Source organism: Paraburkholderia sediminicola, from assembly GCF_902859805.1.
GTDB lineage: Bacteria > Pseudomonadota > Gammaproteobacteria > Burkholderiales > Burkholderiaceae > Paraburkholderia > Paraburkholderia sediminicola.
The window spans coordinates 31,548-54,957 of record NZ_CADIKC010000001.1 but is presented as its reverse complement, the minus strand read 5'-3'; the positions used below and the strand labels follow the sequence as shown (position 1 = coordinate 54,957).

Below are 23,410 nucleotides of genomic sequence, written 5' to 3'. Positions count from 1 at the left end.
CCATGGAATCGTTCGTCTATAACGGCTTGGCGTCACGCGTGATCTTCGGCGTGGGCAGTCTCGACCAGCTGGATCGTGAGATCGGCTTGCTCGGCGCCACGCGCGCGATCGTGCTGTCCACGCCGCAGCAACGCGCCCAGGCCGAAGCGCTGGCGGCAAGTCTTGGCTCGCGTGCGGCAGGCGTCTACGCCGAAGCCGTGATGCACGTACCGATCGAAACCGCTCGCGCGGCCCGCGACTTTGCCGCTCAGGTCGGCGCCGATTGCGCGATCGCGATAGGCGGCGGTTCGACGACAGGACTCGGCAAGGCGATCGCGCTCGAAACCTCGCTACCGATCATCGCGATTCCGACCACGTATGCAGGCTCCGAAATGACGCCGATCTACGGCCTCACCGAGGACGGCGTCAAGAAAACCGGCCGCGATCTGCGGGTATTACCGAGAACGGTGATCTACGACCCGTCGTTGACCACGTCGCTGCCGCCTGCGTTATCGCTGACGAGCGGCATCAACGCAATCGCCCACGCGGCCGAAGGGCTCTACGCGCAGGATGCGAATCCGGTCATCGCGCTGATGGCGGAAGAGGGTATCCGTGCGCTCGGCGAAGGTTTGCCGCGGGTGATGCTGAAAACGGACGATCTCGCTGCACGCGGTGACTGCCTCTACGGTGCATGGCTATGCGGCGCAGTGCTCGGCAGCGTCGGCATGGCGCTGCACCACAAGCTGTGCCATACGCTCGGCGGCACATTCAATCTGCCGCACGCGGAAACGCACACGATCGTGTTGCCGCATGTGCTCGCCTACAACCGCGAAGCCGCGCCTGAAGCGATGAAGCGCATTGCACGCGCGCTGCACGCCGACGACGCCGCGCAAGGCGTATTCGATCTCGCACGCGACAACGGCGCGCCTACCGCGCTGAGAGACATTGGTGTGAGCGCAAGTGATCTCGACGTCGCGCTCGATCTCGCGTTGAAGAACCCGTACTGGAATCCGCGGCCGGTCGAACGAACGCCGCTACGTGCACTGCTGGAAGCAGCTTTCGAAGGTAGACGGCCGGATTAGCAGGAACGGCCCCCACTCATACAAAAAAATTCAGGAGACAACGATGGACGCCCATTCTTTCGATGCGAAGCGCCGCCGCTTCGTCACACTCGCCGCAGGCGGCGCGCTTGCCGCGTCAACCTCGGCGTTCTCGCCGCTCGTCTTCGCTGCCGGCCCGCGCACGCTGAAAATCGGCTACGTATCGCCGCAAACCGGCCCGCTCGCGCCGTTCGGTGAAGCCGACCGCTTCACGATCCAGCAGATGCAGACCACGCTGAAAAACGGCATCGTGATCGGCGGCAAAACCTATCCGGTGTCGATTGTCGTCAAGGACAGCCAGTCGAACCCGAATCGCGCCGGCGAAGTCGCCAACGATCTGATCCTGAAGGACAAGGTCGACATCATGCTCGTCTCCGGCACGCCTGAGACCGCGAATCCGGTGAGCGATGCATGCGAGCTGAACGAGATGCCCTGCGTGTCGACCGTGGTGCCGTGGCAGCCGTGGTTCTTCGGTAGAAAGGGCGATCCGAAGAAGGGCTTCCGCTTCACGTATCACTTCTTCTGGGGACTCGAGGACGTCATCAGCGTCTACACCGGCATGTGGCAAGCGGTGCAGACCAATCACAGCGTTGGCGGCCTGTTCCCGAACGATGGCGACGGCAACGCCTGGGGCGACGCGAAGCTTGGCTTCCCGCCGGTGCTCGCGCAGAAAGGCTTCACGCTGAAGGACCCGGGCCGCTTCCAGAGCATGACGCAGGACTTCTCCGCGCAGATTTCGTCGTTCAAGCAGGCGAATGCGCAGATCGTCACCGGCGTAGTCATTCCACCCGACGCGAAGAATTTCCTCGTGCAAGCGCGTCAGCAAGGACTGAAGCCCAAAGTCATTTCGATCGGCAAGGCACTGCTGTTTCCCACTTCGATCGAAGCACTGGGCGATCTCGGCGATGGCCTTTCCACCGAGGTGTGGTGGTCGCCTTCGCATCCGTTCAAGTCTTCGCTGACGGGACAAAGCGCGCGGCAAGTCGCGGACGACTACGAGCGCATCACGTCGAAGCAATGGACGCAGCCAATCGGCTTCGCACATGCGTTGTTCGAAATCGCAGTCGATTCGTTGAAGCGCGCAAAAGATATCGACTCGAATGAAGCGATCCGCGACGCAGTGGCAACGACGAAGCTCGACACGCTGGTCGGGCATGTTGCATGGGGCAGCGGGCCGGTGAAGAACGTCGCCAAGACGCCTTTGGTAGGCGGCCAATGGGTGAAAGGGCAGAAGCATCGCTTCGATCTCGCCATCGTCAACAACCAGCTCGCGCCGAACGTGCCGCTATCCGGCCCGCTCAAGCTGATCGCGTGAATGTATAGCGGAGAGCGGTGATGAACCCAGTTCTCAGATTAACCGGCGTGTCGAAGCGTTATGGCGCGCTGCAGGTGACCGACGACATCAGCTTCGCGGTCGAACGCGGCGAGACCTACGGCATTCTCGGTCCGAACGGCGCCGGCAAGACCACGCTGTTCAACCTCGTTAGCGGCGACGTGCGGCCCGATCAGGGCAGCGTCGAATTCGACGGCGCGGACGTGAACCACTTGCCACCGCATCGCCGATGCGCGGCAGGGATCGGCCGCTCGTATCAGGTACCGCGGCCGTTCGGCGGCATGACGGTATTCGAAAACCTGCTGGTCGGCGCGACCTTCGGCGGCGAACTGGCCGAGCACGCGGCCTACGATGTCTGCATGGATGTGCTCGAACGCACGGGCCTCAAAGCTCGCGCGAACCAGTTGGCCGGCACGCTGGGACTGCTTGACCGCAAACGCCTTGAACTGGCCCGCGCATTGGCCACGCAACCGCAGTTGTTGCTGCTGGATGAAATTGCAGGCGGCCTGACTGAGCCCGAAACGCACGAACTCGTCGACGAGATTCGTCGCGTGAAAGAGGCGGGCGTGACGATCGTGTGGATCGAACACGTCGTGCATGCGTTGCTCGCGGTGGCCGACCGGCTGCTCGTCATCAACTTCGGCAAACGGCTCGCGGAAGGCCTGCCTGGCGCCGTAATGGACGACCCTGAAGTGCGGCGCGTGTACCTCGGACTGGAGGCATGACCATGTCGGCATTACTGGAGACTCGCGCGCTGAGCGCGTTTTACGGCGACTTCCAGGCGCTGTTCGGCATCGACGTGACGGTGGCGCCCGGCGAGGTGATCGCGCTGATCGGCTCGAACGGCGCCGGCAAGTCGACCTTTCTGAAATCGGTGGCGGGTCTGCTGCGCCCCCGTTCCGCCGGGCAGATTCTGTATCGCGGCGAGCCGGTCGGTGGCGCGGCTGCGGCGAGCATTGTCGGCAAGGGCATTGCGCTGGTGCCGGAAGGGCGGCGTCTGTTTGCAAGCCTGAGCGTTGAAGAAAACCTGCTGCTCGGCGCATTCTCCAAACGGCCCGGCCGCTGGAACCTGCAAAGCGTCTATTCGCTGTTTCCAGCCTTGCGCGAGCGCCGTCACCATGCGGCCACCGCCTTGTCGGGTGGCCAGCAGCAGATGGTCGCGATCGGCCGTGCGCTGATGAGCAATCCCGATCTGTTGATGTGCGACGAACTTTCGCTTGGCCTCGCGCCGGTGATCGTGCGCGAGATCTATGCGGCATTGCCTGCGATTGTCGCTGATGGCATGAGTGCGATCGTCGTCGAGCAGGACGTGCAACTGGCGCGCCGCGTGTCGTCGCGTTTCTATTGCTTCCAGGAAGGGCGTGTGTCACTGGCTGGTGTGTCGGCCGAAGTATCGGATGAGGCCATCACGCAGGCATATTTTGGAGCGGTCGCATGAACACGTTCATCAATATCGTCGTGCAGGGCGTGCTGCTGGGCGCGCTGTATGGGCTCTTCGCGATGGGGCAATCGTTAGTGTTCGGCGTGATGCGGCTCACCAACACCGCGCACGGCGATTTCATCGTGCTGCTGGTGTTCGTGCTCTTCGCCCTGACGAACTACGCGCATCTGCCGCTCGCCGTGTCGCTGGTTCTGCTGCTCGTGATTGCGTTCGGCGCGGGTTATGCGGTGCAGTACACGATCCTCAACCGGGTGAGCAGCCGCGATCCGCTGCCTTCGCTGATCGTCACGTTCGGCTTGTCGATCGTGATTCAGAATGTATTGCAGCAGGTGTTCTCCGCCGATCCGCGTTCGATCGCAACTGGCAGCTTCGAGTCGCAGAGCCTCACGCTCGCGGGCGGCATCACGCTGGGTTATCTGCCACTCGTTACTTTGGTCGTCACCACTGCTTTGGCTTTCGCCATGCAGTGGCTATTCGGCCGCACACCGCTTGGCCGCGCGTTTCGCGCCACCTCGGATGACCGCGAGATCGTGCAACTGATGGGCGTCTCCTATCGCCGCACCTATGCGCTGGCCATGGGCATCGCGTTCGTGCTGATCGGGGTCGCCGCCGCGCTGTACTCGATGCGCACCGCGGTGTCGCCGACCGATGGCCCGGCATTGCTGCTGTACGCATTCGAAGCCGTGATCATCGGCGGGATGGGCTCGTTCTGGGGCACCTTCGTCGGCGGCATGGCGCTCGGTATTGCGCAGCAGGTGGGCTTTTACTTCGATCCCGGCTGGGGTATCTGGCTCGGCCACGTGGTGTTTCTCGGCGTGCTGGTGGCCCGGCCGCAGGGTTTGCTGCCCAAAACCGCATAGAGGCTCGACATGACGATGCAAATGAACCGGCCCGCAGGGGGCTTCGAAGTGCGGCGCGCGACGCGTGCGAGCCGCGTGGCGATGATCGTGCTGCTGATCGTCGCGCTGGCGGTGGCGAGCGCGCCATGGTGGGCCGGGCGCGATGCGATGCGCGACTTCGTGCAACTCGCGTCGTATCTGGTCTTCGCGTTGATGTGGAATCTGCTGGCGGGCTATGGCGGGATGGTGTCGATCGGGCAGCAGGCGTTCTTCGGCATCGGCGGCTATGGGATGCTGATTCTCGCCAACTACTGCGGGATCTCGCCGTTCGTCGCTGTGCCGATCGCGGCGGCAATTGCAACGGTCATCGCCGTTCCCGTATCGATGGTGGCGTTCCGGCTGGAAGGCGGCTACTTCGCAATCGGCACATGGGTGATCGCCGAAGTGTTCCGGCTGACGGTGGCGAACGTGTCGGTGCTGGGCGGCGGTTCGGGCACCAGCCTCACCGCGCTGCAGGACGTGCCGCGTGCGCTGCGCGAATCGCTGGCGCTATGGCTCGCGCTCGTTATCGTCGCGGCGGCGATCGGCCTGCTGTATCTGTTCCTGCGCTCCAAAGCCGGTCTCGCGTTGACCGCAATGCGCGACAACGCCGTGGCGGCCAGCAGCCAGGGTGTCGACGTGAAGCGTGCACGCTTGCTCGTCTATCTGGTCTCTGCGTGCGGTACGGCGTTGGCCGGTGGTCTGTATTTTGTCGGCAACCTGCGTATCTCGCCGGACGCGGCGTTCTCGGTGAACTGGACCGCGTTCGGCATTTTCATCGTGATGATCGGCGGCCTGGGCACGCTCGAAGGACCGATTGTCGGCGCGCTGATTTTCTTCGTGCTTAACCAGTTCCTCTCCGACTTCGGCACCTGGTATCTGATCGGGCTCGGCGCGCTGGCGATCGTGGTGACGATGTTCTTTCCGCAAGGACTTTGGGGCTTCGTATCGCGCCGCTACGGACTGCAATTGTTCCCCGTGGGACGCCGCGTTGTATTCGTCGATGCCGGTGCTTCACAACAAGATGCACAACAAACTTCGCCGCACGATGCATCGACCGATTCCGTCGAAGCGCCGTCGGCTCCCCATCGCGCATGAGGTCGACAATGAACGACGAAACTATCCATCCTTTAACGCAGAACGTGCTCAGGACGTTTGCCGACTGCACCGATCCGCGTCTGAAGCAGATCATGACCGCGCTGGTCAAGCATCTGCATGCGTTTGCGAGCGAAGTTGAACTGACCGGTGAGGAGTGGCGTCGCGGCATTGAATTCCTGACGGCAACCGGCAACAAGTGCAGCGGCATTCGCCAGGAGTTCATTCTGCTGTCGGACACGCTTGGCCTGTCGATCATGGTCGACGCGATCAATCACGAACGCACCGGCGACACGACCGAGAGCAGCCTGCTCGGCCCGTTCTACCGCGAGGGCGCGAGAGAAGAGGCCTTCGGCGCCAATATCGCGCGCACCGAAGGCGAGCCGACGCTCATTCGCGGCCGTCTCGTCGACGAACGTGGCGCGCCGGTGTCCGGCGCATTGATCGAGGTGTGGGAAACGGCCAATAACGGCATGTACGAAGGCCAGGACCCCGATCAGCCCGAGAGCAATCTGCGCGGCAAATTCCGTTCCGGACCGAACGGCGAATACGCATTCAGAACGATCAAACCGACCAGCTACCCGATTCCGACCGATGGCCCGGTTGGACGGATGCTGCTCGCGACCGGACGTCATCCAATGCGGCCCGCGCATATCCACTTCCTGATCGAGGCGCCCGGCTACGAGACGCTCACCACCGCGCTGTATTCCGCCGGTGACCCGTATGTCGACTCCGACGCGGTTTTCGGCGCGAAGCCGTCGCTCGTAATCGACTACGTGCCGAACGACAGCGCGGCGTCCGCGAAGGAGTGGGACTTGCCGAGTCCGTTCTTCGAAGTCCAGCGCGACTTCGTGATGAGTCGGCAACTCGCGTGAGGAGGGCACGTCATGAATGCAGCGAGTCCCGAACCTCATGCGGGCTTTCTGTGCGCGCTCGACGATATTCCGGACGGCGGCGCGCTGGAAATTGCCGCTGAGCAAGCCGGCGCCCCAGGCATCGTCGTGGTGCGCCGAGGCGACGCCGCCTGGGCTTATCGCAACGTCTGCCCGCACTTTTCGATTCCGCTCAACTACGAACCGAACACGTTCTGGGCCTACGACGCGGAATTGCTGATGTGCGCACATCACAGCGCGATGTTCCGTTTCGAAGACGGTCAGTGCATCGACGGACCGTGTCAGGGCGCGGCGCTCACGCGCGTTGCCATTCGCATCGAGCAGCGAAACATATTCAACAACGACGGAAGGGGACAGGCATGAACGGGACGAAGACCAAGACGAAGACGAAGCGCTTTTCGATAGCAGGCTGCACGGTCGCGTTGATGGCGCCGGGTTTCGCCGGCGCGCAAAGCAGTGTGTCACGCGGTTTCTGCGAAGCATTCATGGCCAATGCCGCTCTCAGAACAACTGTCTCTGCCCCGACACCAAATTCGTAAAATCATCGCGCAATAGCGGCAGGATCGCGTCGGCGACCGGCTGCAACTGCCGCGTCAGATAGTGCTCGTAGTCGATTGCCGAGCGCAACGTTTCTAACGGTTCCGGTCCGGCGGTTGTCATCACATAGCTGATCCAGCCGCCGTCCTGGTATTGCAGCGGGCGCCCCTGTTGCCGGTTGAACTCGTCGGCCACACGCGCCGCGCGCACATGCGGCGGCACGTTGCGCTCGTAATCGCCGAGCGAGCGGCGCAGCCGCTTGCGGTACACGAGTTGATCGTCCAGTTTGCCTGCCAGCGTATCGCGCACGTAGTCGCGGACATAGTCCTGATACGGCTGTTGCCTGAAGATTCGCCCGTAGAGTTCCTGCTGGAACTGCTGGGCGAGCGGCGTCCAATCGGTTCGCACCGTTTCGAGCCCTTTGTAGACGATGTCCTCGCTACCGTCCGGCAAAATAGTCAGCCCGGCATAACGTTTCTTGCTGCCTTCCTCGGCGCCGCGAATCGTCGGCATAAAGAAGCGCTTGTAGTGCCGCTCGAATTGCAACTCGAGCGCGCTCTCGAGGCCGAAACGTTCCTGCAGATTCTGACGCCACCGCGCGTTGATATGCTCCACAAGCGCGCGGCCGATGCGACTCGCTTCTTCCTCGCTATGTGCGTGCTTCAGCCAGACGAAGGTCGAATCTGTGTCGCCGTAAATGACTTCATAGCCTTGCGCCTGAATGAGCTCACGCGTGGTGTGCATGATTTCATGGCCACGCATGGTGATCGACGACGCGAGGCGCGGGTCGAAGAACCGGCAGCCTGTGGAGCCGAGCACGCCGTAAAAGGCGTTCATGATGATTTTCAACGCCTGCGAAAGCGGCTTGTTGTTCTCGCGCTTGGCGGTTTCGCGCCCTTGCCATACCTGGCCGACAATCGACGGCAAACAATGGCGGGTGCGAGAGAAGCGTGCGCCGAGAAAACCCGGCACTGATTGATCGTCGCCGGGATTCAGCATGCCTTCCACGAGACCCAGCGGGTCGATCAGAAACGTGCGGATGATCGACGGGTACAGGCTCTTGTAGTCGAGCACCAGAACTGAATCATAGAGGCCGGGCCGTGAATCCATCACGAAGCCACCAGGGCTCGCGGCACCGGCTACGTCGCCGAGATTCGGTGCAACGTAGCCTTGCCGATGCATCCGCGGCATATACAGATGCGTGAACGCCGCGACCGATCCGCCGCTGCGATCCGCTGGCAGCCCGGTGACCGTCGCGCGTTCCAGCAGAAACGGCAGCAACTCGGTCTTCGCAAAGATACGCGTAACCAGCTCGCAATCTTTCAGGTTGTACTGCGCGAGCGCGGGCTTATCCTCATCGAAGCGACGCTGGATTTCATCCATGCGCTGATACGGATTGTCGATCGACTTGCCTTCGCCCAACACCGTGCGCGAGACGTATTCGAGGCTGAACGAAGGGAAAGTCCATGTGGCGGAACGCAGCGCCTCGATACCGTCGATGATCAATCTTCCCGCGGCGCCCGCGAAGAAATGGTTCTGCTTGTGGCCATGCTCGCGCCATTCCATGACCGCGCCGCCACGGCCGAGCCGTAACGGCACGCGATATTGTTCGGCGTGCTGCTGCAGCACACGCAAATCGAACTGCACGAGATTCCAGCCGATGATCGCATCGGGGTCGTGCCGTTCCAGCCATGCGTTCAGTTTTTCAAGCAACTGTGCGCGGGTTTCGCAGTATTCGAGGTCGAAGTCGACAGCGCTGGCATCGCCGTTCGGCGGCCCCAGCATATAAACCTGGCGCTGCCCGCAACCTTCGAGCGCGATCGAATAGAGCTCGGCATGCGCGCTGGTTTCGATATCGAGCGACACCAGCTTCAATGACGGCCGGTAGTTCGTGGCCGGCTTCAATTCGCCGTTCAGAAGCGGGCCCAGAAGCGGGCCCAGAAGCGGGCCCAGAAGCGGGCCCAGAAGCGGGCCGCCATGCTGCGCGTCGCCGGCGAACCATACCGGCGCGGTAATGAAGCGCTCCATCATGTAGCGCTCGGGCGGGAAGATATCGGCCTCGTAGACATCGACGCCGCCTTGTTTCAGGCGTTTTTCGAAACCCGTCAATTGCCGGTACTGCGGGCAGTAAAGCCCCATCACCGGCCGATGCTGGAAGTCGCACAGTTCGAGCGGACGCAGATCGAGCGGCGCTTCGCGGCGCAGGATGGTTTCCGCGCGCTCGCGGTGGTCGGCCGGAATAAAGGCCACCGAAGGCTGAGGACGCAGGCGCACGTGACGGGGCCCGCCGTCTGTTGCCAGCCAGAAATCTACTTCCGTGCCGGCGGGCGTATCCCGCCAGTGTCGGGTCAGAATGAAACCCTGTTCAAGCTCAGTCAAACTTCCACCTCTAAACGGGCGTCATCGCCTGGCTCGATTTTACCGTTATGCGCTTTGGGCCGCGCTTGCGCCTTTTCGTGGCGGCGACGGACGGTCGTTTCGTTCGCGCGACACGTCTGGATGCAGATCCGCCGCGTAGTCTGTATCATCGTTCGGCAGCGATTCCTTCGGCGCAGACCATGCGCCGGTCAAGTCTACTAAGAATGGAGTGAGCGATATGACGTTGAGCAAACTTGTTGTCGTGGTCGCGGTAGCTGCAACCAGCTTTGGTGCACAGGCGCAAGTCGCCGGCACGCAACCCTTGAGCGTTACGGTCGAACAGTCCAATGCGCTGCTGAGCGGCTGGAGCGTGAAGAAGAGCATTCTCGGCAAGGCCGTCTACAACGACCAGAACGAGAAGATCGGTTCGATCCGCGATCTGGTGGTCGCTCCCGACGGCTCGCTGTCCGCTGCCATCGTCTCCGCCGGCGGATTTCTCGGCGTGGCGTCGCATGACGTAGCGGTGCCGATCGCGGCGCTGGATATTCGCGGCGGGAATTTCTATCTGGCCGGCGCAACCAAGGATGCCTTGAAGGCGACGCCCGAGTTTCAGTACAACAAGGTTCAGGCGCCGCCGAAGCCTAAGAAGCTGACCGGCCAGTAAAGCGCGGAGCCGGCGGGGCTGCAGCAGGCAGCCCCTGAAAAGGCTCCTGAATCAAGCGGTAAAAAGAAAACGGCGCTCGCGGCGCGAATCGGTAGCTGAGTCCAAACCGTTTCACGCTTGCAGCGCCGTTTTTGCATTCAATGCGGGCCCTGTCGGGCCGCTGTTCACGCTTCCAATGCGAGCGTGGCGAATGTGCCCAGCCAGTGTTCGCCCATATAGTCGCCTGCTACATGCGGCAGGGCGCTTAGAAGATGCCGCTCGGCCGAATCGAACAATACTGTGCGGCGCACGTCGCCAGCGGGCAGCGCGCGCGCCAGCGACCGCTGGCACCATGCGCGGCTCAGATTCAGGCCATCCAGGTGGGCGATCTTGCCGTCGGTACGATCGGTCACGGTGACGGGTTCGAACAGCGTGGCGGGCTTCTTCGCGCCAAGATCGGGCAGAAAGCGCCTGAACCATTCAACGAATTGCGCGGGCGGCAACACGCGCCGCATCAATTCCGCTTCCATCAGCGAAGGCGACAAAAACTCGTCGCCGGCGGGCTCCCAGGCCTGACAGGCGACATCGTTCAGGAACCAGCGCTCCGCCGTATTCACCAACAGCGCCTCCAGCGATTCACGCGAGGTTTGCCGCGCGAAATCGAGCGTGAGGGCAAGTGCGAATGCCATGTTGAAGTGCGTGCCGACGCGCAACGGGTAGGTCGCTTTCGGCAGAAATTCCTCGAAGCGGTCAACAAAGGCCTCGGTCAGCGGCGCAAAAACCTTGGACCAGCGCGCGGCTTCCGAGAGCTTCAGTGAATGGAGTTGCGCACTCAGCGCGAGCAGCCATGCCCATCCATACGGACGCTCGAAACCGCGATTGTGCGGCAGGTCGAGATACGCCAGCTCACCGGCCACATTCGCATCGGTGAAATGCTCGTCGACCACCGCGACGATGCGCGCCGCTTCAGGCAGATCGGGAAAGCGGTCGAGCAGATGCAGGATCAGCCAGTAGCCGTGCACGCATGAATGCCAGTCGTAGCTGCCGTAAAAAATCGGATGCAGTGCGCGCGGACCCTGCACATCTTGCGGACCGGCGAGCGAATGGGTCAGCTTGTTCGGATACTCGCGCGTGAGGTGGGCGAGCGCGAGATTGGCGAATCGGGACGCGAATTCGGGCGTGAGTTGAATGGTCATCGGCGCCTCCTCAAAAGCGGAATACGAACAGGTACAGCAGTATGGTATTGACGATCAGCAATAGTAAAGCGGTCGGCCACTGCGCCTTGATCACGCCATTCTGGTCTTTCAGTTCCAGCAGCGCAGCCGGCACGATATTGAAGTTGGCGGCCATTGGGGTCATCAAAGTGCCGCAGAAGCCGCACAGCATGCCGATCGCGCCGAGAATGGCCGGGTTGCCATGAAATTGATGCACGATCAATGGCAGACCAATGCCGGCGGTCATAACCGGAAAGGCGGCAAAGGCGTTACCCATGATCATCGTGAAGATTGCCATGCCGAACGTATAGGCCGCGACCACCGCGAAAGCGGAGTCGACTGGAATCCACGTTTTCACGAGATCCGATACCACATGGCCCACGCCGGCAATCGCAAACAGTGCGCCGAGGGCGGCCAGCATCTGCGGCAAAATGGCTGCCCAGCCCACGGTATCCATGGTGTGCCGCGCGTCTTTCAATGCGTGCACCGGCGAGTCGCGCAGCATAAAAAGTGCCGCACCAAACGCGACCAGCGTGCCCAACACCAGCGAAATCAGCGTGACGTTTTTCGCTTCGACGAACGGTACGTATTTCAGTGTCAATGTGCCGAGCAAAGTAACGACCGGAATTAGCAGCGCCGGTATGAAAAGCCTGTTGCCAAAGCGTTGTGCTCTGGCCTCGCGGCGCGCGGCGGCCGCTTCGCCATTACTGTCGGCGTTGCCTTTGCCGAGCTTGCCGGATCCGGCGATCAAGGCCAGTGCGATGGCGAGACAACCGGTCACGAAATGCGGCAGTTCTCCGCCGAACATGAAGGTGATCGCGTAGATCCCCCAGAACAGAAAATTGACGATGCGGCGCGGATTCGAACGGTCTTGCAGATTAAAAATCGCGAACGCGGCAAACATCAAACCGGCCAGCACGTAGAGGGATTCGAGCTTGATCATCATGGTGCGATACCTTGTTTCTGTCCCTGCGCCATGCCGAGCGAATTCATCTTGTGCGAGAGATTGCGATCGAGCAGCATCAGGCGCACGGCGTGAATCACGAGTGCCGCCACCGCCGTGGGAATCGCCCACACTGAGACGTGCAACGGTTCGACGATGATGCCGTTCTGTTCGAGAAAGCCTTTGATCAGCAGGATCGACTGGATTGCAATGAAAATGTCTTCGCCGAAGAACACGGCAATGTTGTCGACGGCTGACGCATTCGCGCGAATCTGCTGGCGCACCGCATCGGGTAATTCGCCATAGCGGTTCGCGGCGGCCGCCTCGGCCATTGGCGCGATCAGCGGGCGCACCATCTGCGCATGACCGCCGAGCGAGGTAAGCCCAAGCGCGGCCGTGATCTGGCGGATCACGAAGTAGAGCAGCAGCACCCGGCCCGTGGTGGCTGCATGCAAACGTGAAATCAGGTGTTTGGCCTGTTCTTTCAGGCCGTTGCGTTCGAGCAATGCGATCACGGGCAGCGTGAGCCAGATCAGGCCCATGTAGCGGTTGTCGGCGAACGCTTTGCCGAACGCGCTCACAATCTCCACCGCTTGCAAGCCGCCGGCAATGCCCGTGGCAATTCCCGCAATCGTCACCACGAGTAGCGCATTGAAGCGCAATGCGAAGCCGAGTACGACGATCGGCACGCCTATCAAGACCCACATGCTGTTCTCCTGCGTCGCTGTTATGTCGTTGTTCTACTGCTGAGCGCGTTGCTTAGGAGGCCGGGTGAAAGCCGGTTGCACTCGGGCAGTGCAAGGTTGCTCCAGGTTGCAACGGATCTCAGGCGACGAAATCTAGCACGATAATTTATCGATAAATAGTCAGCAAAATGCGGTTTCAGGGTAAACGCCAGGAATGACGAGCAGTTACGTCGGAGAGTTGGTGCGCCAGGGGAAATGTCAGATTGCGCAGTCACGGGCGACCGGCGGTCGCGCCGACCTATCCAAAAAATGAATACAGGTCATTCCAACATTTAATTTGTGGATATGGCGGCTGTCCGATATGGTGCAACGATCCATTCCACACAGGACCATGCAGCGCGACGAACGCAACCCGATCAGGGCGCGTTGGATGTGTCCTGACTCGCAGAGGGCAGAATCATGTTCGACCGCGTATTCGTCAACGCCGTAGACGCCGACGGCAACCCACTCAACCTCGCCGTGCATGAGGGGCGCTTTGTCGGCATCGATGCGGAACGTCCCGGGATCGACGGCGCGGAGGTCGTAGATCTGGCGGGGCATCTGGTGCTGCCCGGGTTTGTCGACGGACATATTCACCTTGATAAAAGCTTCGTTGGCGACGGCTGGCGTCCTCATCGTCATGTCGCGAGCCTGCGCGAGCGTCTCGCCATCGAAAAGCAGGAACTGGCAAGCGCCGCGCCTATCGTCGAGCGCGCCGACGCGCTGATCCGTCAGGCCGCCTCGTTCGGCACGATTGCGATGCGCAGCCATGTCGACGTCGACGCGACAACGGGGCTGACCAACCTGCATGCCGTCATGGAAGCGCGCGAAAAATGGCGTGGTGTGATGGATATCGAACTCGTCGCGTTCCCGCAGGCCGGCGTCGTGTCGTGCCCGGGCACGGCGGAGATTCTCGATCTGGCGGCCCGTGAAGGCGCGCAGGTGGTGGGCGGAATCGATCCAACAACGCTGGATGACGACGCCGATGGCCAGCTCGATATTGTCTTTGGCATCGCTGAAAAGCGCGCCGTGAAAATCGATATTCACCTCCATGAACCGGGGCAGCAGGGCATTGATCAACTGCACCGCATTGCTGCACGTACGGCAGCGTTGGGGTTGAACGGCCGCGTATCGGTGAGTCACGCGTACGGGCTCGGTGACGTCGCGCCCGAAGTAGTCGATCGTGTCGCTGTCGCGCTTGCACAAGCCGGTGTATCGATCATGACGAATGCGCCGGGCGACCGCGCGTTCCCGCCGATCCTGCAACTGCGCGCAGCCGGTGTGCGCGTGTTCACCGGTAACGACAACATTCAGGACGCATGGTGGCCGTATGGCAACGGCGACATGTTGCAACGAGCGATGCTGGTCGGTTATCGCGCCGGTTTCTACACCGATGAAGAACTGCGCGTTGCGCTGCACATGGCAACGGAAGCGGGTGCCGCCGTGTTGGAGAAAAGTGGCTACGGACTGAAGGTCGGCAATGAGGCGACGTTCATCGTCGTGAAAGCGCCGAACGCCGCTGCTGCCGTCGCCGCCGTGCCGGCTGATCGGGCCATCGTCCGAAGCGGGCAATTCTGGGGTGATTCGTCCCGTTTGCATTTCAAGGTCAGGGCGCCAGAACCTGGCCTCGCCGACTGAAACCAACGTCCGCCAGGAAGCCGCATGTTTGCGGCTACCGGGACTTCAACGTGAATTATCAGGGAGAGTGTCGAATGTCACGGACCACTTACTATGCACCTCACGGCGGCCATCCCGCCCAGACTGAACTGCTGACAGACCGCGCCATGTTCACCGAAGCGTATGCGGTCATTCCCAAAGGCGTTATGCGGGATATCGTTACCAGTCACCTTCCGTTCTGGGAGAAGACCCGCATGTGGGTGCTGGCGCGCCCGCTGTCGGGATTCGCCGAGACGTTTGCGCAGTACATCATGGAAGTCAGGGACGGCGGTGGCAGCGAACATCCCGAACAGGACAAGAACGCCGAAGGCGTGCTCTTTGTTGTCGAAGGCGAAATCGAAGTCACCCTGCATGGCGCCGCCCACGTTCTGAAGGCTGGCGGTTACGCGTTCATTCCGCCAGGCACAGACTGGTCGTTGCGCAATCGCAGCGGCGACACGGCGCGTTTCCACTGGATTCGCAAGCACTATGAGCGCGTTGATGGCGTGCCGTTGCCTGAGGCCTTCGTCACAAACGAGCAGGACATTGAACCCATTCCGATGCCCGGCACCGACGGACGCTGGGTGACGACACGTTTCGTCGATATCAACGACATGCGTCACGACATGCACGTCAACATTGTCACGTTCCAGCCAGGCGGCGTGATTCCGTTCGCCGAGACTCACGTGATGGAACACGGCCTGTATGTGCTGGAAGGCAAAGCGGTCTACCGGTTGAATCAGGACTGGGTGGAAGTCGAGGCCGGTGACTTCATGTGGTTGCGTGCCTTTTGCCCGCAAGCCTGCTACGCAGGTGGACCGGACCGTTTCCGCTACCTCCTGTACAAGGACGTCAACCGGCATATGAAGTTGACGCTAAACGCACCCCGATAAAGCCGCTTGGGCCTCAATAATGGCTACGTCGCCAAAGCGTAGGCGGCGTTTCCAGCAGATGGCGCAACCCCGCGCGATCGAACGCACGATCCGCAGCCGCCTGCACGCGCTCGAGAATGTCCCCTTCGTCGACCGACAGTACCCGGTAGTTCTCCATCAGCACTCTGCCGCCGACCATCGTCATGCACACGTCGCCGGCATTCGCGAAGCAGGTGACGCGATGAACCGGCATATTCATCGGCATGAGGTGCGGCTTGAACAGGTCGACCAGAATGATGTCGGCCTGCTTGCCGACTTCGAGCGAGCCGAGCTCATGGTCGAGCGACAACGCTTTAGCGGCGTCGATCGTGACCATTTCGAGTACCTTGCCGTGCGGCAGGACGTCCGGGTCACGAAAATGACGGCGGTGGTAATGCATGCACTGCCACATGTGGCGGAACATGTCGTAGCCCCGATCCGGCGCCGCGCCATCCGAGCCGATCGCCACCGTCACGCCGGCATCGATGAGTTCGGGCACGGGGCAACGTCCGATGATCGACGTGATCGCGCTCGGATTGTGCACGATCGAGGCGCCCGTCTCGACGCACGCCGCAATGTCCTCGGGGGTGAGATCGATAGCGTGCGACATGAACGACTTCGCGTTCAGCAGTCCCAGCTCACGATGCGCGAAATCGAGCGAACCGGCGCGATGGCCGTCTTGCGTCAGACTTAGACCGCGTTCCCGGGCCAACGCCGTGTAGCGCTCGGCCTGAAGCCGGACGCTGGGTTCGTGTGCTGCGTGCTCGGGATAGTGTTGCGGGGCGTAGACAGGCAGCGTCAAGGCAATCTGGATGCGGCCGTTGGCGTCGCCATGGCATGCGTCGATGATCTCTTCGCAAACCTCATACATCTGCGCAAAATCGACGTTGCGCGTCACGCTGCCGTTCGCACCATGGTGGGTGTAGGCGCGCGGTTCGGGTGGCCGCGACGGACCGACCGCGACGATCGAGCGGGTGCCGGTTCTGACCACCGCGTCGCAGTGACGCCGTGCATAGATGGGGTCGTCGACGCGCATGATCGAGTCCCCGCCGCCGAGCAGCGATACGCCGGTCGTCACGCCCGCCTTGAGGCGCTCCAGTGCCGCAAGATGCGATTCCATTTCCCAGAACGTTTCGTCCGAGGCGCGCGTATAGATCGCCTCGCACGCCGCCGACCATGCATCGCCGTTTGCGCCGCCGATCGTCCTCAACATCGCATGCCCGGCATGGGCGTGGGCATCGATCAGACCTGGCAGCACCGCTTTGCGGCGTGCGTCGATTACGCGGTCTGCGTGGTATTGCTGCGCAAGCTCGCTTGTCTCGCCGACGGCGACGATGCGGTCCCCCTTGATGGCCACTGCGCCGTCTTCGATGACGCGGCGCGCGGCATCGATTGTGATCACGCAGCCGTGCTCGATGAGGATGTCGACCTGTTGCTTATCGTTCATATGCAAACTTTTCTTGTGTCTTGTGAGGTGCTCACGCACGGTTACGCGGCGTCGACCAGCTCGCCGTTGCGTACGACGATGCGTCCGTTTGCGATAACCAGTTTGCGTTTTGGCCGCGCAACCACGGCATGCGCGACGCACTCGGCATCGACCAGCACGAGGTCCGCGCGTGCACCGACGCGCAGGCCATAGTCGGCGAAACCGCAGCCTCGAGCCGCAGCGTCGCTCACACAGTCGAAGGCAATCGCGAGATCGTCGTCGCGCCGCAAGTCGTAGCGCATGCCGATCAGCATCGCGCGCTCGAGCATGTCCGGTACGCCGTACGGCGACCAGGTGTCGCGAATGCCATCGTTGCCGCCAAAGATCGTGATGCCTTTGTCCCTGCAAATTTTGAGCGGAGGAACGGGGCGAGACGGCGGCGCGCTGGTGAGAAGCGCTACACGCAAGTATGCGATCCGTTCGAGCAGCGCGTCGCGCTCACGTTCGGGCAATGCGCCAAGGCAAAATGCGTGGCTGACGACCACTTGCCCCTGCATGCCCATCGCGGCAACGCGATCGAGCAGCAGTTTCAGCGTGAACGCGCCGACTTCACCGGGTTCGTGCAGATGGATATCGATCGGCTTGCGATAGCGTTCCGCCAGTTCGAAGGTCGCGTTCAGCGACGCAACGGGATCACCGTCGATCAAGGCTGGATCGAGTGCGCCGAGTACGTCGGCGCCCGCGGCGAGTGCGCCGCCGAGCAGTTCGACTGTGCCGGGACGGATCAGCATGCCCGACTGGGGAAACGCGACGATCTGCATGTCCAGCACGTCTTGCATCGTCTGCCGCGTGCTGAGCACGCCTTCGACATAACGCAGCCCCGCGTCGGTATCCACGTCGACATGGGTACGCAGTCGTGTCGTGCCTGCCTGCACGAATGCTCGCGACAGCGCGAGCGACTGGCTGGCCGCATCGTGGCCCGACGTCTTGCGCCATTCGCGCTCGTTGCTGATCCGGTCGGTGAGGGCGGGTCCGACCTCGTTGCGATACCACGCGCGGCCCCAGTGGCTCTTGTCGATGTGCGTGTGCCCTTCGACAAAACCCGGCAGCAGTAATGCGCCGCCGCCGTCTTCGGCCAGCACGCCAGGTTGCGCTTCGACATGCGGGCCGAGCGCGGCGATGCGGCCATCGGCGATGGCTACGGAAACCGCCTGGCCGTCAGCCAGCCGGACGTTGGAGAGAAGAATAGAGCGAGTCATGATGGTCATGCCGATTCGACGGAAGTGGCGATACGGGCCCGCAACGCGCGCTGCGCGGCGCTGATCGCGATGAACACCACGGCATTGGCGAACAACGCGACGAGGCCCGTGTTAATGGAGGTGAAGGCGATCGGCGCGGCCGGGAAAACAGTGGCCAGCGTCATGCCGCGCCAGTTCGCCAAAGCCAGCACGATCGCACCCGCGAAGATGCCGCCGAACGCTGCTTCCCGGGTGCCGAATGGGCGCTTCAGGAAACTCGAGGCGAGCATCGGGACGAGTTGCGTCAAAAGGCTCGACGAGAAGATTGCGAGCGCGACGAAGTTCGAGCCGCCACGCAGCACGAAGTAGACGACAACCAGCGTGAACAGCGGCAGCGCGATACGTGCAACGCGCCCGACTTGCCGGTCGCTTGCCTGCGGCGCGAAACCTTCGCGATAGATGTTGCGGGCAATCATCGTCGACGCATTAAGCATGATCAGCGAACCTGGCACCAGTGCCGTAAGCAGACCGGCGCCGCCAACGATCCCAACGAACCATGACGGGAAAGTCTGCTTGACGAGCCGCAGCAGCGCGAGATCGGTTTGGGCGCCTTCGAGCCCGTGCACGGTCAGCACCGCGGCGAAACCGACGAGGAACAGGAACGCGATCAACACCTGGTAGATCGGCATCAGCATGGTGTTCTTGCGCAGCGCCGATGCGTCGCGCGCCACGTAGACGGCGGTGAAACCATGAGGATACAAGTAGTAGCCCAGCGATGTCAGCAGCAGTGTCGAGTTGTACCAGCTCAGATTAAAACCGTGCTCGGGCATGCGCAACAGTTCGGGATGAACAGCGTCGATGCGCGCGAACATCTCGCCAAAGCCGCCGAAGTAGTGCAGCGGCAAATAGGTGCCGAGAAAAATCGCGAGACCGAGGATCAGCACGTCCTTGAAGATCGCAATGCTGGCCGAACCGTGGATGCCAGAGACGCTCATATACAGGACCATCAGCGTCGCACTGATCCAGATGGCCGTTTCCTGCGAGATCAGGCCATACGACATCTCGGAGACGATAATGCCGAGACCGCGCAACTGGATGATCAGCAACGACACCATCGCGAAGACCGCCACTACCGACACCAGCACGCCGATGGCGCGGCTGTCGTACTTCGATGCGAAATAATCGGCGAACGAAACGAGGCCGCGTTCCTTCGCATAACGCCAGATGAGGGGCAGCATCCAGTAACCAAACACGTATGCGAGGCAGCCATACGACAGGATGTAGAACGCCGGCACCCCCTTGCTGTAGGTCCAGCCACTCGCACCGAGAAACGAGAAGGTCGAGAACGCCTCGCCTGCCATCAGCAGGAAGGTGAGAAGCGAGCCGAAGCCGCGTCCGCCGACCGCCCATTGCTCCAGGCTGAACGTCTTGCCGCGACGCGCATACAGGCCGACCGCCAGCGCGAAGAGAGCAAACAGAACGATGATGACGAGGGCCGGGTTCATTGCACACCTCCCGATTGTTCGGCCGCTTGCGCCGCTTGCGCCGCTTCGTCGCGCGTGTCGAGGCAATAGATGATGGCGAGGATGGCCGCCGTTGCAGCCATCCAGAACAGATTCCAGACGAGCAGAAACGGCAGGCCGAACAGGAGCGGCGTACCGGCGGCGAGAGAGCCGCCCGAATAGATGCCAATGAATGGCAGCGCGGCCAGCAGAAAGCGAAGTTTCATGGGGTCCTTCCCGAGGTGTCTTGCGTGTCCCGTCAGAACTTCTGACGCAGGCCGGCGACGAACGCCAACTGTGAAGTCGTCGACGATGGCGCGGCGATGCCGTCGATCCACGCATGACCGATGCGCGACGAGGCGTTCTGGTAGAGGCCGTTCACATACACGTCGGTACGCTTGGACAACAGGTACTGGAGCCCGGCCGAGGCCTGGTGATAGTGTCCGCTGGCGTCGCCTTGCGACACCTGTGTGTAGGTGTAACCCGCGGCCGCGATCAGCGCGGGCGTCAGCGCGTAGCGCAGGCTGCCCTCGTAGTTGCCGAAGCGCAGGGCACCACCCGCCGCCATGTTGAAGTCCGTGCCCGTGTAGAGCAGTCCCAGCGTGGCGTGCCCGATGGCGTAGGTCGCGCCCGCGCCCCAGATCTGTTGACGCGTCGCGGCGCCGAGATGTGTGCCGAATACGGCGGCTGACGACGCAAAGTAATTGTCTGATGCGACCGCGCCTGCCGCGCTGCTGGCGGGCTGGTTCATACGCGCGTACGCCGCGCCGGCATTGAGCGGACCGTGCGTGTACGACACACCCGCGCTCCAGCTATTGTTCGCAGCGAAGCCGGTTGCGTTCGAGAAGCCGTACATCAGGTTCGTTTGCAGGCCGGCGATGGTCGGTGAGACGTACTTGACCGCATTGTTGGTGCGGAACGTATTGTTGATGTCGTCGTTGTCGAACGGGTGGGTCGAGTACTGGACCAGCGTATTGCTGATCTGGATTGAGCCAAGAATGTCCTGGACGGTGTTGTACTGGCGGCCCAACGTCAGTGCGCCCAGCTTGTCGCCGCTCATGCCGACCCATGCCTGCCGGCCGAACATCCGGCCGCCCTGGCCGGCGGCGCCGTTTTCGAGGTTGAAACCGTTTTCCAGCCGGAAGTTCGCCTTCAGGCCGCCACCCAGATCTTCCGTTCCGAGCATCCCCCAGCGCGGCCCGGACTCGTTGCCGGCCGTTGCCTGCCATGCCGAATGTCCTTGCTGGTTGTTCGTGTAGGTCACGCCCGAATCGACGATTCCGTACAGCGTGACGCTGGACTGCGCGCCCGCCGTGCCCGCCAGCATCATGCCTGCGCCGATGCCCACGAGTGACGTCCTCCAACTTTTCTTCAACTGCGTTTGCTGCATGCCTGTCTCCGGGTATGTGTCTCGTTGTGGCGCTTTTTTCTGCCGGCACGGCGGCGTCGTACCGCGTTTCGCCCACATTCGAGTTTTTTGTCTGATGTCGACGCTAAGTGGTCGGCCGTCGGGTGGCCACCGCTTCGACATCGCTTGATGTTATCCACGTCACCCAATATTCAAAAGTTAAATGTTCAAATGCATATCAGTGTGAAATCGAATACCATTGATTAGACGTATGCCGTTATCCGGCACTGCGGCGTCTGATTGGAGGCTCAATGAAACCCAACGCGAAAGCGCGTACACCGTTGTTCGATCTGGATCTGCTGAAGGCCATCGTCATGGTGGCCGATTGCGGCACCTTTACTGCGGCTTCCGCGCGGCTTCATTCCACGCAGTCCACCATCAGCCAGAAGGTGCGGCGTCTCGAGGATATGGCGGGCCACAAGCTACTCGAGCGGGGCAGTCGCGACGTGAGTCCGACCGATGCCGGCGAAACTTTGCTCGCCTACGCACGCCGTATGCTTGCGCTCAACGATGAAATGATTGAAGCGCTGTCGGGCGCAACGGTGGGGCTGACGGTCCGGCTGGGCGTGCCGGAAGATTTCGTCGGCGGACCGACAACCCATATGCTCGCCGCGTTCAATCGCAAGCATCCGCAGGTCAAGCTGGAAGTGACTAGCGGATTGAGCCGTGACCTGGGCAATAGCTACGATCGCGGTGACCTGGATCTGATTCTCGTGAAGCAGCGGCGTAATAGCCGTGAGGCGGTTGCGTGCTGGCCGGAGCAGTTGAGATGGATCGACAGTGCGAAGAACCCTTCGATCCACCTCGATCCGATTCCGATCGTCGCGTTTCCGCCGCGCGGGTTATATCGTGACGATATGACCAACGCGATCGAAGGGCTCGGGCGCCGCTGGCGGATGAGCTTTATCAGTTCGAGTTTGAGCGGAATCCAGGCGGCCGTTGCCGATGGTCTCGGCATCAGTCTGCTGCCCGCGCGCGCGGTGCTGGCGGATCACGCCGTGCTGACATCGAAGAGCGGGCTGCCTTCGATTGAAACCATGGATATTGCGCTGCTGCACCGTCCGACGGCTGATGCCGCTGTTAAGGAGCTCGCGCGTGCGTTGTCGCGTATGTTTGGGCCGCAGCGGCGATAACGCCTGCTTTGATGCCTGCAGCAAGGTATCCAGCGATTGCTTCTTGCTAACATGCCAGGCAGAAGCTAGCAGCAGATTCTGCTGTTGGTGTGCGGGCGAGCAACAGAGATTGCCGATGCGGTGGACAACATAAGTAACGGTTGCTGGGCGCGCCCAATAGACTATGTCTAGCTCACCAACCAACAGGAGGCGTTACTGTGAAACTGACCGACTTCGATACACTGACTTTCGATTGCTATGGCACGCTCATCGACTGGGAAACGGGTATTTTCGAGGGGTTGCGTCCTCTGCTCGAACGCGTCAACCCGCCGCTGACGCGCGATCAGGTTCTTGAAGCACACGCACGTCATGAGTCGTCGCAGCAGGCCTACACGCCGGCCAGGCGTTACCAGGAACTGCTGCCGATCGTGTACAAGCGACTCGCCGAGGAATGGCAGGTGCCTTTTACGTACGAAGAGTGCCTCGCTTACGGCAAGTCCATACGCAATTGGCCGGCATTTGAGGACTCGGCGAGCGCGCTGCAGTATCTGAAGAAGCACTACAAACTGGTCATCCTCTCGAACATCGACAACGACAGCTTCACGTACAGCAACGCGAAGCTTCAGGTCGAATTCGACGCGATCATTACCGCGGAGGACGTCGGCTCCTATAAACCGTCGCCGCGCAACTTCGAGTACATGCTGGACAAGCTGGAAAAGCTGGGTGAGCGCGGCATCCAGAAGGAGAAGATCCTTCACACCGCCGAGAGTCTGTTCCACGACCACAAGCCCGCGAACGCGTTCGGGCTTGCGTCGTGCTGGATCTATCGCCGCCATTCGCAAACCGGTTTCGGCGCGACGATGAACCCCGGTGAGCAACCCACCGTGAACTTCCGTTTCAACAGCATGGCCGAATTCGCGAAGGCTCACCAGGAAGCGCTGTTGCAGAAGTAAGTAGTCGACAAATTTGCCGGCCCTTGTGCCGGTTTGATTTGCCGCGCCGGTGCCGGCGCGGCGCG

The 23,410-nt window shown here is 61.7% G+C and carries 22 protein-coding genes; 13 read left to right on the top strand and 9 right to left on the bottom strand.

Annotated features, from left to right (window positions below):
* Window positions 1–2 precede the first annotated feature (2 nt).
* The 8 genes from R8871_RS00255 to R8871_RS00220 are packed head-to-tail and all read left to right on the top strand — an operon-like array spanning window position 3 to window position 7,082.
* Window positions 3–1,061 carry a maleylacetate reductase gene (locus R8871_RS00255; protein WP_175048507.1) on the top strand — a complete coding sequence of 353 codons (1,059 nt, stop codon included), beginning with the start codon at window positions 3–5 and terminating at the stop codon, window positions 1,059–1,061.
* Window positions 1,062–1,104: 43 nt separating this feature from the next.
* Complete coding sequence (locus tag R8871_RS00250; RefSeq protein WP_175048506.1) at window positions 1,105–2,394, top strand: ABC transporter substrate-binding protein; 1,290 nt, start codon at window positions 1,105–1,107, stop codon at window positions 2,392–2,394.
* A gap of 20 nt (window positions 2,395–2,414) precedes the next feature.
* Window positions 2,415–3,137: an ABC transporter ATP-binding protein gene (locus R8871_RS00245; RefSeq protein ID WP_097396162.1), complete on the top strand. Its 723-nt coding sequence runs from the start codon at window positions 2,415–2,417 to the stop codon at window positions 3,135–3,137.
* A gap of 2 nt (window positions 3,138–3,139) precedes the next feature.
* Window positions 3,140–3,850, top strand: a complete 711-nt coding sequence (locus R8871_RS00240) for an ABC transporter ATP-binding protein (protein ID WP_175048505.1) — start codon at window positions 3,140–3,142, stop codon at window positions 3,848–3,850.
* Window positions 3,847–4,713 (top strand): branched-chain amino acid ABC transporter permease, encoded by an 867-nt coding sequence (locus tag R8871_RS00235; RefSeq protein WP_175048504.1) that lies wholly within the window; start codon window positions 3,847–3,849, stop codon window positions 4,711–4,713. The genes R8871_RS00240 and R8871_RS00235 overlap by 4 nt, the downstream gene beginning before the upstream one ends.
* A 9-nt stretch (window positions 4,714–4,722) precedes the next feature.
* Window positions 4,723–5,829, top strand: coding sequence for a branched-chain amino acid ABC transporter permease (locus R8871_RS00230; protein ID WP_246287272.1), 1,107 nt, complete (start codon window positions 4,723–4,725; stop codon window positions 5,827–5,829).
* Between the two features lie 8 nt (window positions 5,830–5,837).
* Window positions 5,838–6,701 (top strand): intradiol ring-cleavage dioxygenase, encoded by an 864-nt coding sequence (locus R8871_RS00225; protein WP_246287270.1) that lies wholly within the window; start codon window positions 5,838–5,840, stop codon window positions 6,699–6,701.
* Between the two features lie 12 nt (window positions 6,702–6,713).
* Entirely contained in the window at window positions 6,714–7,082 is a 369-nt protein-coding gene (locus R8871_RS00220; RefSeq protein ID WP_175048502.1) for a Rieske (2Fe-2S) protein, read from the top strand.
* Window positions 7,083–7,220: 138 nt separating this feature from the next.
* Here the strand turns inward: R8871_RS00220 and R8871_RS00215 are convergent, their stop codons facing one another.
* The gene (locus tag R8871_RS00215) at window positions 7,221–9,635 is read right to left on the bottom strand and encodes a DNA polymerase II (protein ID WP_175048501.1); all 2,415 of its coding nucleotides are present in this window, start codon (window positions 9,633–9,635) and stop codon (window positions 7,221–7,223) included.
* A gap of 217 nt (window positions 9,636–9,852) precedes the next feature.
* Here R8871_RS00215 and R8871_RS00210 point away from each other — a divergent pair, with 217 nt between their 5' ends.
* Entirely contained in the window at window positions 9,853–10,278 is a 426-nt protein-coding gene (locus R8871_RS00210) for a PRC-barrel domain-containing protein (protein ID WP_054041262.1), read from the top strand.
* A gap of 164 nt (window positions 10,279–10,442) precedes the next feature.
* On the opposite strand, the gene R8871_RS00205 is transcribed toward R8871_RS00210, so the two are convergent.
* Genes R8871_RS00205 through R8871_RS00195 form a run of 3 tightly spaced genes read right to left on the bottom strand, consistent with a single transcriptional unit; the run spans window position 10,443 to window position 13,121 of the window.
* Window positions 10,443–11,453: a DUF2891 domain-containing protein gene (locus R8871_RS00205; RefSeq protein ID WP_175048500.1), complete on the bottom strand. Its 1,011-nt coding sequence runs from the start codon at window positions 11,451–11,453 to the stop codon at window positions 10,443–10,445.
* Between the two features lie 10 nt (window positions 11,454–11,463).
* Window positions 11,464–12,414, bottom strand: a complete 951-nt coding sequence (locus R8871_RS00200; RefSeq protein ID WP_175049916.1) for a DUF979 domain-containing protein — start codon at window positions 12,412–12,414, stop codon at window positions 11,464–11,466.
* A complete protein-coding gene (locus tag R8871_RS00195) occupies window positions 12,414–13,121 on the bottom strand; it encodes a DUF969 domain-containing protein (RefSeq protein ID WP_175048499.1) in 708 nt (235 codons plus the stop codon). Before R8871_RS00195 ends, R8871_RS00200 begins: the two co-directional genes overlap by 1 nt.
* A gap of 438 nt (window positions 13,122–13,559) precedes the next feature.
* On the opposite strand from R8871_RS00195, the gene R8871_RS00190 reads away from it, so the two are divergent.
* A complete protein-coding gene (locus tag R8871_RS00190; RefSeq protein WP_175048498.1) occupies window positions 13,560–14,777 on the top strand; it encodes an amidohydrolase family protein in 1,218 nt (405 codons plus the stop codon).
* Between the two features lie 74 nt (window positions 14,778–14,851).
* Window positions 14,852–15,688, top strand: a complete 837-nt coding sequence (locus R8871_RS00185; RefSeq protein ID WP_175048497.1) for a bifunctional allantoicase/(S)-ureidoglycine aminohydrolase — start codon at window positions 14,852–14,854, stop codon at window positions 15,686–15,688.
* 13 nt (window positions 15,689–15,701) lie between these two features.
* On the opposite strand, the gene R8871_RS00180 is transcribed toward R8871_RS00185, so the two are convergent.
* From R8871_RS00180 to R8871_RS00160, 5 genes are read right to left on the bottom strand one after another with little or no spacing between them, the layout of a single operon-like run.
* Window positions 15,702–17,153: an amidohydrolase family protein gene (locus tag R8871_RS00180; RefSeq protein ID WP_175048496.1), complete on the bottom strand. Its 1,452-nt coding sequence runs from the start codon at window positions 17,151–17,153 to the stop codon at window positions 15,702–15,704.
* A gap of 41 nt (window positions 17,154–17,194) precedes the next feature.
* The gene (locus R8871_RS00175; protein WP_175048495.1) at window positions 17,195–18,391 is read right to left on the bottom strand and encodes an amidohydrolase family protein; all 1,197 of its coding nucleotides are present in this window, start codon (window positions 18,389–18,391) and stop codon (window positions 17,195–17,197) included.
* Window positions 18,392–18,396: 5 nt separating this feature from the next.
* Window positions 18,397–19,875: a sodium:solute symporter family protein gene (locus R8871_RS00170; protein WP_175048494.1), complete on the bottom strand. Its 1,479-nt coding sequence runs from the start codon at window positions 19,873–19,875 to the stop codon at window positions 18,397–18,399.
* Window positions 19,872–20,099, bottom strand: coding sequence for a DUF3311 domain-containing protein (locus R8871_RS00165; protein WP_175048493.1), 228 nt, complete (start codon window positions 20,097–20,099; stop codon window positions 19,872–19,874). The genes R8871_RS00170 and R8871_RS00165 overlap by 4 nt, the downstream gene beginning before the upstream one ends.
* Before the next feature lie 32 nt (window positions 20,100–20,131).
* Entirely contained in the window at window positions 20,132–21,262 is a 1,131-nt protein-coding gene (locus R8871_RS00160; RefSeq protein ID WP_175048492.1) for a porin, read from the bottom strand.
* Between the two features lie 269 nt (window positions 21,263–21,531).
* On the opposite strand from R8871_RS00160, the gene R8871_RS00155 reads away from it, so the two are divergent.
* Both R8871_RS00155 and R8871_RS00150 read left to right on the top strand, forming a co-directional pair.
* Window positions 21,532–22,413, top strand: coding sequence for a LysR family transcriptional regulator (locus R8871_RS00155; protein WP_175048491.1), 882 nt, complete (start codon window positions 21,532–21,534; stop codon window positions 22,411–22,413).
* 197 nt (window positions 22,414–22,610) lie between these two features.
* A complete protein-coding gene (locus R8871_RS00150; RefSeq protein ID WP_175048490.1) occupies window positions 22,611–23,345 on the top strand; it encodes a haloacid dehalogenase type II in 735 nt (244 codons plus the stop codon).
* Window positions 23,346–23,410: the final 65 nt, after the last annotated feature.